The following is a 15217-nucleotide window of genomic DNA, read 5'->3' on the forward strand; positions in this document are numbered from 1 at the left end:
CGGATGCGGCGCGAACGCCTTATCCAGGGCAATGGTTTTACGCCTGATGATCCGGCTTTTTCTTCCCGCGTCGTTTCAGCCACCAGCGCACGCCCACCACCAGAACCACGACCAGAATCAACCAGACCCAGTGCTTCAAATGCTGGTCGAGATTGTGCAACCACGGCGCAATCACCTGACCACCAGCGTAACCAATAGTGGTAAAAATCAACGCCCAGGCAAATGCGCCGAGAATATTCAGCGGCAGAAAGATTTTCGGCGGCAGCTGGCTGGCACCAATCAGCGTCGGGCCAATCACCCGAAAGCCATACATAAAGCGCGTACCAATGACAAACAGATACGGATGGCGTTGGATAAGTTTCTGCGCCCGCTCAATTTTATCCTGATGTTTCGAGAAACGGCGTAACAGCTTGCCGCCAAACCGCCGCCCGCACAGATAGAGCACCTGGTCGCCAATCATGCCGCCAAGCGCCACAGAAAGTACCACCAGCGGGAACTTTAATAGCCCCTGATGCGCCGCAACGCCTCCCAGCAAAGTCACGGTTTCACCTTCCGCCAGGCTACCGATCACCAGCGCGGCATAACCATATTGTGAGATAAGTGTATTGAGATCCATAGGCCAGTCTGTCTCCCTTTGGTTGCCAGTAAGCATACACCCTGTGAATCATTCACGCTGAAAAAGGACGTTCATCAGACAGTGAAAATTACATGGGCGAACAAAAAATAATCACAAGCTGACTTATACTTGAACTGTCAGGTTCATGAACTCACAACAAGGGGGCGGTATGAGCCATGTCTGGGGACTGTTTTCCCATCCCGATCGTGAAATGCAGGTGATTAATCGCGAAAACGAAACGATTTCTCACCATTACACCCACCACGTTTTGCTGATGGCGGCGATTCCGGTGATTTGCGCCTTCATTGGCACTACACAGATTGGCTGGAATTTTGGCGATGGCACTATCCTGAAGTTATCCTGGTTTACCGGACTGGCGCTGGCTGTCTTGTTTTACGGCGTTATGCTGGCTGGGGTCGCGGTGATGGGGCGGGTCATCTGGTGGATGGCGCGTAATTATCCGCAGCGTCCGTCACTTGCGCACTGCATGGTCTTCGCGGGCTACGTTGCAACTCCGCTGTTTTTAAGCGGTCTGGTGGCGCTTTATCCACTGGTCTGGTTGTGTGCGCTGGTCGGCACGGTGGCGCTGTTTTACACCGGCTACCTGCTTTACCTTGGTATTCCGAGCTTCCTGAATATCAACAAAGAGGAAGGCCTTAGCTTCTCTAGTTCGACGCTGGCGATTGGCGTGCTGGTACTGGAAGTGCTGCTCGCCCTAACCGTTATACTATGGGGCTACGGTTATCGTTTGTTCTAGAAAGTTCTTTGACGTTGCATTGCTGGCGTAAATGTCAGCAATGCAGCATTTCCTCACGATTCTCCTTTGACGATCGCACTTTTTGCTCGTTATGATGGCGTCGCTAGCCTCAGTAAATCCTTACTCCGGCGGTGCGCAACCCGTGCGCGTGAACCACTATCTGAATGCTCATCATGCCGAAATTTCGAGTTTCTTTATTTAGCCTGGCCCTGATGCTGGCTGTGCCTTTTGCACCGCAGGCCGTTGCGAAAACGGCAGCCGCTACCACCGCTTCACAACCGGAAATTGCCTCCGGTAGCGCGATGATTGTTGATCTGAATACCAACAAAGTGATCTATTCGAACCACCCGGATCTGGTGCGTCCGATTGCGTCTATCAGCAAATTAATGACCGCGATGGTTGTGCTGGATGCACGACTGCCGCTGGATGAAAAACTAAAAGTGGATATCAGCCAGACGCCGGAGATGAAAGGGGTCTATTCGCGCGTACGACTGAATAGCGAAATCAGCCGTAAAGATATGCTGTTGCTGGCGCTGATGTCTTCAGAAAACCGCGCGGCGGCAAGCCTTGCGCACCATTATCCCGGTGGTTACAAAGCCTTTATTAAGGCAATGAATGCGAAAGCGAAATCGCTCGGAATGAACAACACGCGCTTTGTTGAACCTACCGGATTGTCGGTGCATAACGTTTCAACTGCCCGTGACTTAACCAAACTGCTCATTGCCAGCAAACAATATCCGTTGATCGGGCAGTTAAGTACTACCCGGGAAGATATGGCAACCTTCTCTAATCCGACGTATACGCTGCCGTTCCGCAATACTAATCATCTGGTGTATCGCGATAACTGGAATATTCAGTTAACCAAAACCGGCTTTACCAATGCGGCGGGCCATTGTCTGGTGATGCGTACGGTTATCAATAATAAACCGGTGGCGCTGGTAGTGATGGACGCGTTTGGCAAATATACCCATTTTGCCGATGCCAGCCGCCTGCGTACCTGGATTGAAACCGGTAAAGTGATGCCTGTGCCGGCAGCAGCGTTGAGCTATAAAAAACAAAAAGCCGCCCAAATGGCGGCGGCGGGGCAGACGGCACAGAACGATTAAGTGAATTCGGATGGCGATACTCTGCCATCCGTAATTTTTACTCCACTTCCTGCCAGTTTTTCCGTTTACTGGTTTTACCGATCCCCGGATTCATGCTGTTGGTCGGATCGTTCTCGCGATAGAACTTCTGCAACGTCTCCGGTGCTTTATACAAATGACCGACGTTATGCTCGGCAGGGTACTGCGCGCCGCGCTGCTGTAGCAGTTCCAGCATCTGTTCTTTTAACGCATGCACATCCACGCCTTTTTTCACTATGTAATCCTGATGGAAGACATAGCACATAAAATGGCCGTAATAGAGCTTGTGCACCAGCTGGCTGTCGATCTCCGGCGGTAAATGCTCATACCACTCGGTGTCGTTACGCCGCAGAGCGATATCCAACGCCAGAATGTCTTCGACTTCATCGGAATGCACCGCCTGATAACGAATTGCTGCGCCCGCAGCGGCGAAACGGTGTAAAAACGCTTTGCTGCCTTCCTCCGGCGTACAGACAAAGAAATCGCCTTCGGCCTGTTTGAAATAATCCACCAGCCACGATTTGGCTTCGCCCACGCCATCGCCCGCCATTTTTAACAGCAGATGATGCTCGTATTTATCGCGCCAGTTTTTCATGCGCGGCGGTAAATGGCTGGGGAACAGGTGACCGAATTTTTGCATCGCACGGTCAGTAAAATGCGGACGGAAGAATTTCACTTTCTCCAGCATCGCATCGGTGCGTCCCTTGAGATTAAAGAAGAACGGCATCTTGTCGGTGCCTAACTTATCAATCATCAGGAAGGTGTCTTTGCCGTATTTTTCCGCAATATCGTAGATATCCCGGTGCATATATTCCCCGGCAACCGGCAGATTTTCGAAGTTAGCCAGAATATGACGGCGGATTTCGGTCAGCACTTCCGGCTGGTTGGTGCCGATATAAAACACCTGCTGATTTTTTTCCGCTTCGAAGGTATCAAGACGTACTGCAAAGACCGCCAGCTTCCCGGCGCAACCAGAAGATTCAAATAACCGATCAGGATCGGCGTTATAACGTGCGGGCGTGTCGGCTTCAATATCACGAACGCGGTGGACATAGTCATAATCGTGGGCGTGACGACCATCGTGACGCACATCGTCATCTTTGATGCGATCATCATCCAGCTTGCTAAGGATCTGCTCCGGCGTTTCGCCCAGATCAATCCCCAGATGGTTCACCAGCGTCAGTTTGCCGTCTTCATTTATACGCGCGAATAACGACATTTCGGTATACGCCGGGCCACGTTGCACCAGCGAGCCGCCGGAGTTGTTACAAATACCGCCGATGACCGATGCGCCTATACACGATGATCCAATCACTGAGTGCGGTTCGCGTCCCAGCGGTTTGAGGGCTTTTTCCAGCGAATAGAGCGTGGTGCCCGGATAGGCCAGCACCTGTTCGCCCTTGCCAAGAACGTGCAGCTTGTCGAGACGCAGGGTGCTGATGATAACGACATCGCGATCATAATCGTTACCGTTTGGCGTCGATCCTTCGGTCAGGCCTGTATTGGCGGCCTGCATCAGAATAATTTTGTCGGCGGTGACGCAGGCTTTCAGCACCCGCCACAATTCTAGTAGTGAGCCAGGGAAAACGACAGCCAGCGCGTCGCCCTGACCAGAACGGAAGCCCTTGCGATAGCGGGCCGTTTTTGCGGGATCGGTGAGCAGGTGTGAAGAACCCACCAGACGAGCAAGTTCATTCAAAAAGGCTTTATTATCAGTTGTTGTCATGGAAGACATTTTCCACTCCTTGTGGTGGCGAAAAAATATCACAAACTAGAATAGCGCCTTGTATAACAATTCAGCGAGTGAATATTTTGAAAATTCAGACAATAAACTGAGCATTCTTTTTCTCTCTCCATCATGCTTATGGCAAACTACGGTTTTTGCACCATTTTCGCTGCCACGTCGGGCAACAAAGGAAGAAAAATCCATATGAAATGGCTATGTTCAGTAGGAATCGCGGTGAGTCTGGCCCTGCAGCCAGCACTGGCGGATGATTTATTCGGCAACCATCCATTAACGCCCGAAGCGCGGGATGCGTTCGTCACCGAACTGCTTAAGAAAATGACAGTTGATGAGAAAATTGGTCAGCTGCGCTTAATCAGCGTCGGCCCGGATAACCCGAAAGAGGCGATCCGCGAGATGATCAAAGACGGTCAGGTTGGGGCGATTTTCAACACCGTAACCCGTCAGGATATCCGCGCCATGCAGGATCAGGTGATGGAATTAAGCCGCCTGAAAATTCCTCTTTTCTTTGCTTACGACGTGCTGCACGGTCAGCGCACGGTGTTCCCGATTAGCCTCGGTCTGGCCTCGTCTTTTAACCTCGATGCAGTGAAAACGGTCGGACGTGTCTCTGCTTATGAAGCGGCAGATGATGGCCTGAATATGACCTGGGCACCGATGGTCGATGTCTCGCGCGATCCGCGCTGGGGACGTGCTTCCGAAGGTTTTGGCGAAGATACGTATCTCACCTCAACAATGGGTAAAACCATGGTGGAAGCGATGCAGGGTAAAAGCCCGGCAGATCGCTACTCGGTGATGACCAGCGTCAAACACTTTGCCGCATACGGCGCGGTAGAAGGCGGTAAAGAGTACAACACCGTCGATATGAGTCCGCAGCGCCTGTTTAATGATTATATGCCGCCGTACAAAGCGGGGCTGGACGCAGGCAGCGGCGCGGTGATGGTGGCGCTGAACTCGCTGAACGGCACGCCAGCCACCTCCGATTCCTGGCTGCTGAAAGATGTTCTGCGCGACCAGTGGGGCTTTAAAGGCATCACCGTTTCCGATCACGGTGCAATCAAAGAGCTGATTAAACATGGCACGGCGGCAGACCCGGAAGATGCGGTGCGCGTGGCGCTGAAATCCGGAATCAACATGAGCATGAGCGACGAGTACTACTCGAAGTATCTGCCTGGGTTGATTAAATCCGGCAAAGTGACGATGGCAGAGCTGGACGATGCTGCCCGCCATGTACTGAACGTTAAATATGATATGGGGTTGTTTAACGACCCATACAGCCATTTGGGGCCGAAAGAGTCTGACCCGGTGGATACCAATGCCGAAAGCCGCCTGCACCGTAAAGAAGCGCGTGAAGTGGCGCGCGAAAGCTTGGTGTTGCTGAAAAACCGTCTCGAAACGTTACCGCTGAAAAAATCGGCCACCATTGCGGTGGTTGGGCCACTGGCGGACAGTAAACGTGACGTGATGGGCAGCTGGTCCGCAGCCGGTGTTGCCGATCAATCCGTGACCGTACTGACCGGGATTAAAAATGCCGTCGGTGAAAACGGTAAAGTGCTGTATGCCAAAGGGGCGAACGTTACCAGTGACAAAGGCATTATCGATTTCCTGAATCAGTATGAAGAAGCGGTCAAAGTCGATCCGCGTTCGCCGCAAGAGATGATTGATGAAGCGGTGCAGACGGCGAAACAATCTGATGTGGTGGTGGCTGTAGTCGGTGAAGCACAGGGGATGGCGCACGAAGCCTCCAGCCGGACCGATATCACTATTCCGCAAAGCCAACGTGACTTGATTGCGGCGCTGAAAGCCACCGGTAAACCGCTGGTGCTGGTGCTGATGAACGGGCGTCCGCTGGCGCTGGTGAAAGAAGATCAGCAGGCTGATGCGATTCTGGAAACCTGGTTTGCGGGGACTGAAGGCGGTAATGCAATTGCCGATGTATTGTTTGGCGATTACAACCCGTCCGGCAAGCTGCCAATGTCCTTCCCGCGTTCTGTCGGGCAGATCCCGGTGTACTACAGCCATCTGAATACCGGTCGCCCGTATAATGCCGACAAGCCGAACAAATACACTTCGCGTTATTTTGATGAAGCTAACGGGGCGTTGTATCCGTTCGGCTATGGGCTGAGCTACACCACTTTCACCGTCTCTGATGTGAAACTTTCTGCGCCGACCATGAAGCGTGACGGCAAAGTGACTGCCAGCGTGCAGGTGACGAACACCGGTAAGCGCGAGGGTGCCACGGTAGTGCAGATGTACTTGCAGGATGTGACGGCTTCCATGAGTCGCCCTGTGAAACAGCTGAAAGGCTTTGAGAAAATCACCCTGAAACCGGGCGAAACTCAGACTGTCAGCTTCCCGATCGATATTGAGGCGCTGAAGTTCTGGAATCAACAGATGAAATATGACGCCGAGCCTGGCAAGTTCAATGTCTTTATCGGCACTGATTCCGCACGCGTTAAGAAAGGCGAGTTTGAGTTGCTGTAATGCTTTAGTAAGGGCGCGACGTTTGCGCCCTTTGTAGGCCGGATAAGGCGCTCGCGCCGCATCCGGCAGGAAACGCCGGACCGAATATGCCTCTTAAGTATTTATCTGATTCTGCAACTGAATCCTTCCGCTCAAGCTAACCCCGCCATTATCAACTATGCTTTTCTCTTAATTCGCTGAAAACAACAGTAAAAGAATGAGGAAAGCATCATGCCACTCTTAAAGCTCTGGGCAGGTTCACTGGTTATGTTGGCAGCCGTGAGCCTGCCGCTACAGGCGGCTTCCCCCGTTAAAGTCGGTTCAAAAATCGATACCGAAGGTGCGCTACTCGGCAATATCATTTTGCAGGTGCTGGAAAGCCACGGCGTACCGACGGTGAATAAAGTGCAACTCGGAACGACTCCTGTGGTGCGCGGGGCGATTACTTCCGGTGAACTGGATATCTATCCGGAATATACCGGCAATGGCGCTTTCTTCTTTAAAGATGAAAACGATGCAGCGTGGAAAAACGCGCAGCAAGGTTACGAGAAAGTCAAAAAGCTCGATTCGGAGCACAACAAGTTAATCTGGCTGACGCCCGCGCCTGCAAATAACACCTGGACTATCGCCGTGCGTCAGGATGTGGCAGAGAAAAATAAACTCACTTCGCTTGCCGACCTGAGTCGTTATCTGCAAGAGGGCGGCACCTTCAAACTGGCAGCCTCGGCAGAGTTTATCGAACGCGCCGATGCGTTACCCGCGTTTGAAAAAGCCTATGGCTTTAAGCTCGGTCAGGATCAGTTGCTGTCACTGGCTGGTGGCGACACGGCGGTGACGATCAAAGCCGCTGCCCAGCAAACCTCTGGCGTTAATGCTGCAATGGCTTACGGCACTGACGGCCCGGTAGCGGCGCTGGGGCTGCAAACCTTAAGCGATCCGCAAGGTGTGCAACCTATCTACGCGCCTGCACCAGTGGTGCGTGAGTCGGTGTTGAGGGAGTATCCGCAAATGGCACAGTGGCTACAGCCAGTCTTCGCCAGCCTCGATGCAAAAACATTGCAGCAACTGAATGCCAGCATTGCTGTGGAAGGACTGGATGCCAAAAAAGTGGCTGCCGACTACCTGAAACAAAAAGGGTGGACGAAGTAATTTCCCGTGACTTATTTCCGTATTAATCCTGTTCTGGCGCTGCTGCTGTTGCTGACGGCAATCGCAGCGGCGCTGCCGTTTATCAGTTACGCGCCTAATCGTTTAGTTTCGGGTGAGGGGCGTCATCTCTGGCAGCTGTGGCCGCAAACGATCTGGATGCTGGTGGGCGTTGGTTGCGCCTGGCTGACGGCCTGTTTTATTCCCGGTAAAAAAGGCAGCATTTGTGCACTCATTCTGGCGCAATTCGTCTTCGTATTGCTGGTGTGGGGAGCTGGAAAGGCGGCGACCCAACTGGCGCAAAATGGCAGTGCGCTGGCGCGTACCAGCCTCGGCAGTGGTTTCTGGCTGGCTGCGGCGCTGGCATTGCTGGCCTGTAGCGATGCCATCCGCCGAATCTCCACGCATCCGCTGTGGCGCTGGTTGTTGCATATGCAGATTGCCATTATTCCGCTGTGGTTGCTGTACTCCGGCACGCTTAACGATCTCTCACTAATGAAAGAATACGCCAACCGTCAGGATGTGTTTGACGACGCGCTGGCACAACATCTGACGTTGCTGTTTGGTGCGGTGCTGCCTGCGTTAGTGATTGGTGTGCCGTTGGGCATCTGGTGCTACTTTTCCACTGCTCGGCAGGGGGCAATTTTTTCTCTGCTCAATGTGATTCAGACCGTGCCTTCGGTGGCGCTCTTTGGCCTGTTGATTGCGCCGCTTGCCGCGCTGGTTACGGCCTTTCCGTGGCTGGGGACGCTCGGCATAGCAGGAACCGGAATGACACCCGCACTGATTGCGCTGGTGCTCTATGCCTTGCTGCCGCTGGTGCGCGGCGTGGTAGTCGGTTTGAACCAGATCCCGCGCGATGTGCTGGAAAGCGCCAGAGCGATGGGGATGAGCGGGGCGCAGCGTTTCCTGCATGTTCAGTTACCGCTGGCGTTACCGGTATTTCTGCGCAGCCTGCGGGTGGTGATGGTGCAAACTGTAGGTATGGCGGTGATTGCGGCGTTAATCGGCGCAGGCGGTTTTGGTGCGCTGGTTTTCCAGGGGCTGCTAAGCAGCGCCATTGATTTAGTGTTGCTGGGGGTGATCCCGGTAATTGTTCTGGCGGTGCTTACCGACGCGCTGTTCGATTTGCTTATCGCACTGCTGAAGGTGAAACGTAATGATTGAATTTAGCCATGTCAGCAAACTGTTCGGCGCACAAAAAGCCGTTAACGATCTCAATCTCAATTTTCAGGAAGGGAGTTTTTCGGTGCTGATTGGCACATCTGGCTCCGGCAAATCCACCACCCTGAAAATGATTAACCGCCTGGTGGAGCATGACAGCGGAGAGATCCGCTTTGCCGGAGAAGAAATTCGCTCGCTGCCAGTACTGGAGTTGCGCCGCCGGATGGGCTATGCCATTCAATCTATTGGCCTGTTCCCCCACTGGAGCGTGGCGCAAAACATCGCTACCGTGCCGCAATTACAAAAATGGTCGCGGGCGCGGATTGACGATCGTATCGACGAATTAATGGCGCTACTGGGGCTGGAGTCAAATTTGCGTGAGCGTTATCCGCATCAGCTTTCCGGTGGTCAGCAGCAACGTGTGGGAGTGGCGCGTGCACTGGCTGCCGATCCGCAAGTCTTACTAATGGATGAACCTTTTGGCGCACTGGACCCGGTAACGCGCGGCGCGTTGCAACAAGAGATGACGCGCATTCACCGTTTGCTGGGGCGTACCATTGTGCTGGTCACTCATGATATTGATGAGGCGCTACGGCTGGCAGAACATCTGGTATTGATGGATCACGGTGAAGTAGTGCAGCAGGGCAATCCGCTGACGATGCTGACTCGTCCGGCGAATGATTTTGTCCGCCAGTTTTTTGGACGTAGTGAACTGGGTGTGCGCCTGCTTTCGTTACGTAGTGTGGCGGATTACGTGCGTCGCGAAGAACGAGCAGATGGTGAGGCACTGGCAGAAGAGATGACGCTACGCGATGCGCTCTCTCTGTTTGTTGCGCGGGGATGCGAGGTGCTGCCGGTGGTGAACATGCAGGGCCAGCCTTGCGGCACGCTGCATTTTCAGGATCTGCTGGTGGAGGCGTAAGCGTATGAAGATGTTGCGCGATCCGCTGTTCTGGCTCATTGCTCTGTTTGTGGCGCTGATTTTCTGGCTGCCTTACAGCCAGCCGCTGTTTGCTGCCTTGTTCCCACAACTGCCACGACCCGTTTATCAGCAAGAAAGTTTTGCAGCTCTGGCACTGGCTCATTTCTGGCTGGTGGGAATTTCGAGTTTGTTTGCGGTGATCATTGGCACTGGTGCCGGAATTGCTGTCACTCGCCCGTGGGGCGCGGAATTTCGCCCACTGGTGGAAACTATTGCCGCCGTTGGACAGACTTTTCCGCCCGTCGCAGTGCTGGCGATCGCCGTTCCGGTGATCGGCTTTGGTCTGCAACCAGCGATTATCGCCTTGATCCTTTACGGTGTGCTGCCCGTCCTGCAGGCGACACTTGCCGGGCTGGGAGCGATTGATGCCAGCGTGACAGAAGTTGCGAAAGGTATGGGAATGAGTCGTGGTCAGCGAGTGCGTAAGGTCGAGCTACCGCTGGCGGCTCCGGTGATTCTGGCGGGCGTGCGAACTTCGGTGATTATCAACATTGGTACGGCGACGATCGCCTCAACGGTAGGGGCCAGCACGCTGGGTACGCCCATCATCATCGGGCTTAGCGGATTTAATACCGCGTATGTGATCCAGGGGGCGTTACTGGTGGCACTGGCGGCGATCATCGCAGACCGCCTGTTTGAAAGGCTGGTGCAGGCGCTTAGCCAGCACGCAAAATAAAGGTATAACCTGCGAGCATGACGCCACCAATTCCGCCTAACGCCATAAACAGGAACAGGGCGATGACCCCAATTTTAGCTATGCGCATAATGCACTCCTTATGTTAACGAAAGGATTGTACAGTAAAGCGCATTTGTTAACGAATCATTAAATGCCGAGTGGGAAAATATCATGGCCTTGTTCTTGCCAACTGGTGAGTTGCTGCTGTTGGGCGGAGGTTCGATTTTCACCGCACCACACCAGCAATGTACGGCCTTCGAATAGTTCAGGGCGTAGTTGATTGAGCGAGTGGGCGAGGACATCAATGCGCCATCCTTGTTGACTGGCAATCCAGCCCTCCAGCCACAGACGGGTGGTATCCTGAATATTCCAGCCAACCACCAGCGCATCTTTACCCTGTTTTTTACGTGCCGAAGCCAGACAAATGGCGATGTAGTTGATCAGTACGCCGTCGAGGATCGCCAGCAGCGCCTGGAGAGTCGGTTGTTGGCACTGAAGCCGTCGGCGCAGAGGAATAAACAGATGTGTGGTGAGTGTCTGGGCGGGGTAATCCTGACCGCGCTCTTTGATCCACGTTCGCAGGCTATGTAGATTGCCGCTTTGCAGGTAAGTCAGTAATGTTTCTTGCTGATCGCGCCAGCCGTTCTGCACATCAACATTTTCATTACTGAGCAGCATTTTAACTTTGCTGACCTGCACGCCGTTGTCGATCCAGCGTTTGATCTCGCGGATCCGGTCAATATCGGCATCGTTGAACAGCCGATGACCGCCGTCTGTCCGTTGCGGTTTCAGCAATCCGTAACGCCTCTGCCACGCGCGTAACGTGACAGGATTAATATCACAAAGCAACGCCACTTCACCAATTGTGTAAAGCGCCATCGTCTCACCCTTGCTCGCGAGGTCCCGGTTTAACTTTAGACGCAGTTTTGCGAACCAGGTAGTTTTGCCCGTTTTTTGTGCATCTATAGGGTGATTTTATTTTTGCCAGGCGATTTTGAGTGATCGTACTCACGAATTCTCATTTTTCTGCAAGAGTTCAAAGAAAGTTAAACGCAGGCAATGTATGTTACGCGTTTTAAAGGGAAGTGTGGTTTGCGGGTATGTACGATTTTAATCTGGTGTTGCTGCTGCTTCAGCAGATGTGCGTTTTTTTAGTCATTGCATGGTTAATGAGTAAAACGCCATTATTCATACCGTTAATGCAGGTCACGGTTCGTCTGCCGCATAAATTTCTCTGCTACATCGTCTTTTCCATCTTCTGCATCATGGGCACCTGGTTTGGGTTGCACATTGACGATTCTATTGCCAATACCCGTGCGATAGGCGCGGTAATGGGCGGCTTACTCGGCGGTCCGGTCGTCGGTGGGCTGGTTGGGCTGACCGGCGGCTTACATCGATATTCGATGGGGGGCATGACCGCGTTAAGTTGCATGATCTCGACCATCGTTGAAGGATTACTCGGTGGCCTGGTACACAGCATCCTGATCCGCCGCGGGCGCACTGATAAAGTCTTTAACCCCATTACCGCCGGTGCCGTCACGTTCGTCGCTGAAATGGTGCAAATGCTGATCATCCTTGCGATCGCCCGACCTTATGAAGATGCGGTGCGTCTGGTGAGTAATATTGCTGCGCCAATGATGGTCACCAATACCGTCGGCGCGGCGCTGTTTATGCGTATATTGCTCGATAAACGCGCGATGTTTGAAAAATACACTTCGGCTTTTTCTGCCACTGCGCTGAAAGTGGCAGCCTCGACGGAAGGCATTTTGCGCCAGGGGTTTAACGAAGTGAACAGCATGAAAGTGGCTCAGGTGCTGTATCAGGAACTGGATATTGGTGCAGTCGCGATTACCGATCGAGAGAAATTGCTGGCCTTTACCGGAATTGGTGACGACCACCATTTACCCGGCAAACCGATTTCTTCAACTTATACTTTAAAAGCGATTGAAACCGGTGAAGTGGTCTACGCTGATGGCAACGAAGTACCTTACCGTTGCTCTTTGCATCCGCAATGCAAACTGGGGTCGACGCTGGTAATTCCGTTGCGTGGTGAAAATCAGCGGGTGATGGGCACCATCAAATTGTATGAAGCCAAAAACCGTTTATTCAGTTCAATCAACCGCACGTTGGGTGAGGGGATTGCGCAATTGCTTTCGGCGCAGATCCTTGCCGGGCAATATGAGCGGCAAAAAGCGATGCTCACCCAGTCAGAGATCAAACTGCTTCACGCCCAGGTGAATCCCCATTTTTTGTTTAATGCGCTTAACACCATTAAAGCGGTGATCCGCCGCGACAGCGAACAGGCCAGCCAGCTGGTGCAGTATCTTTCCACTTTTTTCCGCAAAAACTTAAAGCGGCCTTCGGAGTTTGTTACTCTCGCCGACGAAATTGAACATGTGAATGCTTATCTGCAAATTGAAAAGGCGCGCTTCCAGTCGCGGTTGCAGGTCAACATTGCTATTCCGCAAGAATTATCCCAGCAGCAATTGCCCGCGTTTACCCTGCAACCGATAGTGGAAAACGCCATTAAACATGGGACATCACAACTGCTGGATACAGGGCGAGTGGCAATCAGCGCCCGACGTGAGGGGCAACATTTGATGCTGGAGATCGAAGACAATGCCGGTTTGTATCAACCGGTAACCAATGCCAGTGGGCTGGGGATGAATCTGGTGGATAAGCGTTTACGTGAACGGTTTGGCGATGACTATGGAATAAGCGTCGCCTGTGAGCCTGATAGTTACACCCGAATAACGTTACGACTACCATGGAGGGACGAGGCATGATTAAAGTCTTAATTGTCGATGATGAACCGTTAGCACGGGAGAACCTGCGTGTATTTTTGCAGGAGCAGAGCGATATTGAAATCGTTGGAGAGTGTTCAAACGCCGTGGAAGGGATCGGCGCGGTGCATAAACTGCGCCCGGATGTGCTGTTTCTCGATATCCAGATGCCGCGCATCAGTGGTCTGGAAATGGTGGGGATGCTTGACCCGGAACATCGCCCGTATATTGTTTTTCTCACTGCGTTTGACGAATACGCAATTAAAGCCTTTGAAGAACATGCCTTTGATTATCTGCTGAAGCCAATTGATGAAGCGCGACTGGAGAAAACGCTGGCGCGATTGCGTCAGGAGCGCAGCAAGCAGGATGTTTCGCTGTTACCGGAAAATCAACAGGCGCTGAAATTTATCCCTTGTACGGGGCATAGTCGGATTTATTTGCTGCAAATGAAAGATGTGGCATTTGTCAGCAGTCGGATGAGCGGTGTCTACGTTACCAGCCACGAAGGGAAAGAGGGCTTTACCGAATTGACATTACGTACCCTGGAAAGTCGTACACCACTACTGCGCTGCCATCGTCAGTATCTGGTTAACCTCGCGCATTTACAGGAGATTCGTCTGGAAGATAACGGCCAGGCCGAGTTGATTTTGCGTAATGGCTTAACCGTGCCGGTCAGCCGCCGTTATCTGAAAAGCTTAAAAGAGGCGATTGGCCTGTAAAAGACTGCTAAAATGGCTTTTTGCCTCATCAACACCTGAAGGCCTCATGCTAAGTAACGATATTCTGCGCAGCGTGCGCTACATTTTGAAAGCCAATAATAATGACCTGGTGCGTATTCTGGCGCTGGGTAATGTCGAAGCCACCGCGGAACAGATCGCCGTCTGGCTACGTAAAGAAGACGAAGAGGGTTTTCAGCGTTGTCCGGACATTGTTTTGTCGTCATTCCTCAATGGCCTGATTTATGAAAAACGCGGCAAGGATGAGTCTGCTCCGGCACTGGAGCCGGAACGTCGCATTAATAACAACATCGTGCTGAAAAAATTACGCATCGCGTTTTCGCTGAAAACCGATGACATTCTGGCTATCCTCACCGAACAGCAGTTCCGCGTTTCGATGCCGGAAATTACAGCGATGATGCGCGCACCGGATCATAAAAACTTCCGCGAATGCGGCGATCAATTTTTACGTTATTTTCTGCGTGGACTGGCAGCGCGCCAGCATGTGAAAAAAGGCTAAAAAATTGGCGGTCATGTTTAGAGCATGACCGCCAACCGATTATTTCACTTCTTTAAAACCAGCGGCTTTCATCACCAGTTCCATTTGCGCCATAGTGATACCTTTTTTGGCATCTTCAGCAGAAACGTTGATTCCTGAAATACCCTGCAGGGCTTTAAAATCCACTTTTTCCATATCGATAGTCACGTTTTCCTGCGCGTAGGTATCGGTATAGGTTAATTTTTCTTCAACACCCGCGATGTTTTTGTATTTGGCGCTTAACGGCTCAAGTGTCTTGGCAGCATCTTCTTTGGTGGTTGCACCAATGGAGGCAAATTGAATTTTGGTTTCAGAAGATTGCTTAAGCACCTTGTCACCTTTGTAGACATAGGTAATGGCAATTTCAGTGCCGTTCAGATTGGCGCTGAATTTCTTCGATTCTTCTTTGTCACCGCAGCCAGCAAGAGAGAAAACCAGAACAGATGCAACAACGAGGGAAAACAGCTTATTGAAAGCCTTCATGTAAAACTCCATTTTATTTAATCAA

General features: G+C 52.2%; 15 protein-coding genes. 10 read left to right on the top strand and 5 right to left on the bottom strand.

The annotated features are described in order from the left end of the window. Positions 1 to 37 precede the first annotated feature (37 nt). Entirely contained in the window at positions 38 to 616 is a 579-nt protein-coding gene (locus tag KXD89_RS07880; protein WP_001296821.1) for a DedA family protein, read from the bottom strand. A 169-nt stretch (positions 617 to 785) separates the two neighbouring features. Between KXD89_RS07880 and KXD89_RS07885 the strand changes: the two genes are divergently transcribed. Together KXD89_RS07885 and pbpG are read left to right on the top strand one after the other, a co-directional pair. Then, positions 786 to 1373, top strand: coding sequence for a Yip1 family protein (locus KXD89_RS07885; RefSeq protein ID WP_001295454.1), 588 nt, complete (start codon positions 786 to 788; stop codon positions 1371 to 1373). 173 nt (positions 1374 to 1546) lie between these two features. Further along, entirely contained in the window at positions 1547 to 2479 is a 933-nt protein-coding gene (gene pbpG / locus KXD89_RS07890; RefSeq protein ID WP_001319943.1) for a D-alanyl-D-alanine endopeptidase, read from the top strand. Between the two features lie 37 nt (positions 2480 to 2516). Here pbpG and dld read toward each other — a convergent pair whose 3' ends face one another. Continuing rightward, entirely contained in the window at positions 2517 to 4232 is a 1716-nt protein-coding gene (gene dld / locus KXD89_RS07895; protein ID WP_000097403.1) for a D-lactate dehydrogenase, read from the bottom strand. Between the two features lie 195 nt (positions 4233 to 4427). Between dld and bglX the strand changes: the two genes are divergently transcribed. The 5 genes from bglX to yehW all read left to right on the top strand — a co-directional run bounded on the left by bglX (position 4428) and on the right by yehW (position 10672). Continuing rightward, positions 4428 to 6725 (top strand): beta-glucosidase BglX, encoded by a 2298-nt coding sequence (gene bglX, locus KXD89_RS07900; protein ID WP_000871504.1) that lies wholly within the window; start codon positions 4428 to 4430, stop codon positions 6723 to 6725. Positions 6726 to 6935: 210 nt separating this feature from the next. Beyond that, positions 6936 to 7853, top strand: a complete 918-nt coding sequence (gene osmF, locus KXD89_RS07905; protein ID WP_001130308.1) for a glycine betaine ABC transporter substrate-binding protein OsmF — start codon at positions 6936 to 6938, stop codon at positions 7851 to 7853. 6 nt (positions 7854 to 7859) lie between these two features. After that, positions 7860 to 9017 carry a glycine betaine ABC transporter permease YehY gene (gene yehY, locus KXD89_RS07910; RefSeq protein WP_000220837.1) on the top strand — a complete coding sequence of 386 codons (1158 nt, stop codon included), beginning with the start codon at positions 7860 to 7862 and terminating at the stop codon, positions 9015 to 9017. Further along, a complete protein-coding gene (gene yehX, locus KXD89_RS07915; protein WP_000569315.1) occupies positions 9010 to 9936 on the top strand; it encodes a glycine betaine ABC transporter ATP binding protein YehX in 927 nt (308 codons plus the stop codon). The genes yehY and yehX overlap by 8 nt, the downstream gene beginning before the upstream one ends. 4 nt (positions 9937 to 9940) lie before the next feature. Then, positions 9941 to 10672 carry a glycine betaine ABC transporter permease YehW gene (gene yehW, locus KXD89_RS07920; RefSeq protein ID WP_000783123.1) on the top strand — a complete coding sequence of 244 codons (732 nt, stop codon included), beginning with the start codon at positions 9941 to 9943 and terminating at the stop codon, positions 10670 to 10672. Here yehW and KXD89_RS07925 read toward each other — a convergent pair. Both KXD89_RS07925 and mlrA read right to left on the bottom strand, forming a co-directional pair. Next, entirely contained in the window at positions 10653 to 10760 is a 108-nt protein-coding gene (locus tag KXD89_RS07925) for a protein YohO (protein WP_001216963.1), read from the bottom strand. The two genes, yehW and KXD89_RS07925, sit on opposite strands and share 20 nt — an antisense overlap. A 59-nt stretch (positions 10761 to 10819) precedes the next feature. Continuing rightward, the gene (gene mlrA / locus KXD89_RS07930) at positions 10820 to 11551 is read right to left on the bottom strand and encodes an HTH-type transcriptional regulator MlrA (protein ID WP_001240401.1); all 732 of its coding nucleotides are present in this window, start codon (positions 11549 to 11551) and stop codon (positions 10820 to 10822) included. A gap of 221 nt (positions 11552 to 11772) precedes the next feature. On the opposite strand from mlrA, the gene btsS reads away from it, so the two are divergent. Genes btsS through KXD89_RS07945 form a run of 3 tightly spaced genes read left to right on the top strand, consistent with a single transcriptional unit; the run spans position 11773 to position 14691 of the window. Beyond that, entirely contained in the window at positions 11773 to 13458 is a 1686-nt protein-coding gene (gene btsS / locus KXD89_RS07935) for a two-component regulatory system sensor histidine kinase BtsS (RefSeq protein ID WP_001295431.1), read from the top strand. Next, a complete protein-coding gene (gene btsR / locus KXD89_RS07940; protein WP_000598641.1) occupies positions 13455 to 14174 on the top strand; it encodes a two-component system response regulator BtsR in 720 nt (239 codons plus the stop codon). The genes btsS and btsR overlap by 4 nt, the downstream gene beginning before the upstream one ends. Positions 14175 to 14220: 46 nt before the next feature. Continuing rightward, positions 14221 to 14691, top strand: coding sequence for a DUF1456 family protein (locus KXD89_RS07945; RefSeq protein WP_000950409.1), 471 nt, complete (start codon positions 14221 to 14223; stop codon positions 14689 to 14691). 39 nt (positions 14692 to 14730) lie between these two features. Here KXD89_RS07945 and KXD89_RS07950 read toward each other — a convergent pair whose 3' ends face one another. Continuing rightward, positions 14731 to 15192 carry a YehR family lipoprotein gene (locus tag KXD89_RS07950; RefSeq protein ID WP_001295429.1) on the bottom strand — a complete coding sequence of 154 codons (462 nt, stop codon included), beginning with the start codon at positions 15190 to 15192 and terminating at the stop codon, positions 14731 to 14733. Between the last annotated feature and the right edge of the window lie 25 nt (positions 15193 to 15217).

Origin of the sequence: Escherichia sp. TC-EC600-tetX4 (assembly GCF_019356055.1) — a bacterium.
Taxonomy (GTDB): Bacteria; Pseudomonadota; Gammaproteobacteria; order Enterobacterales; family Enterobacteriaceae.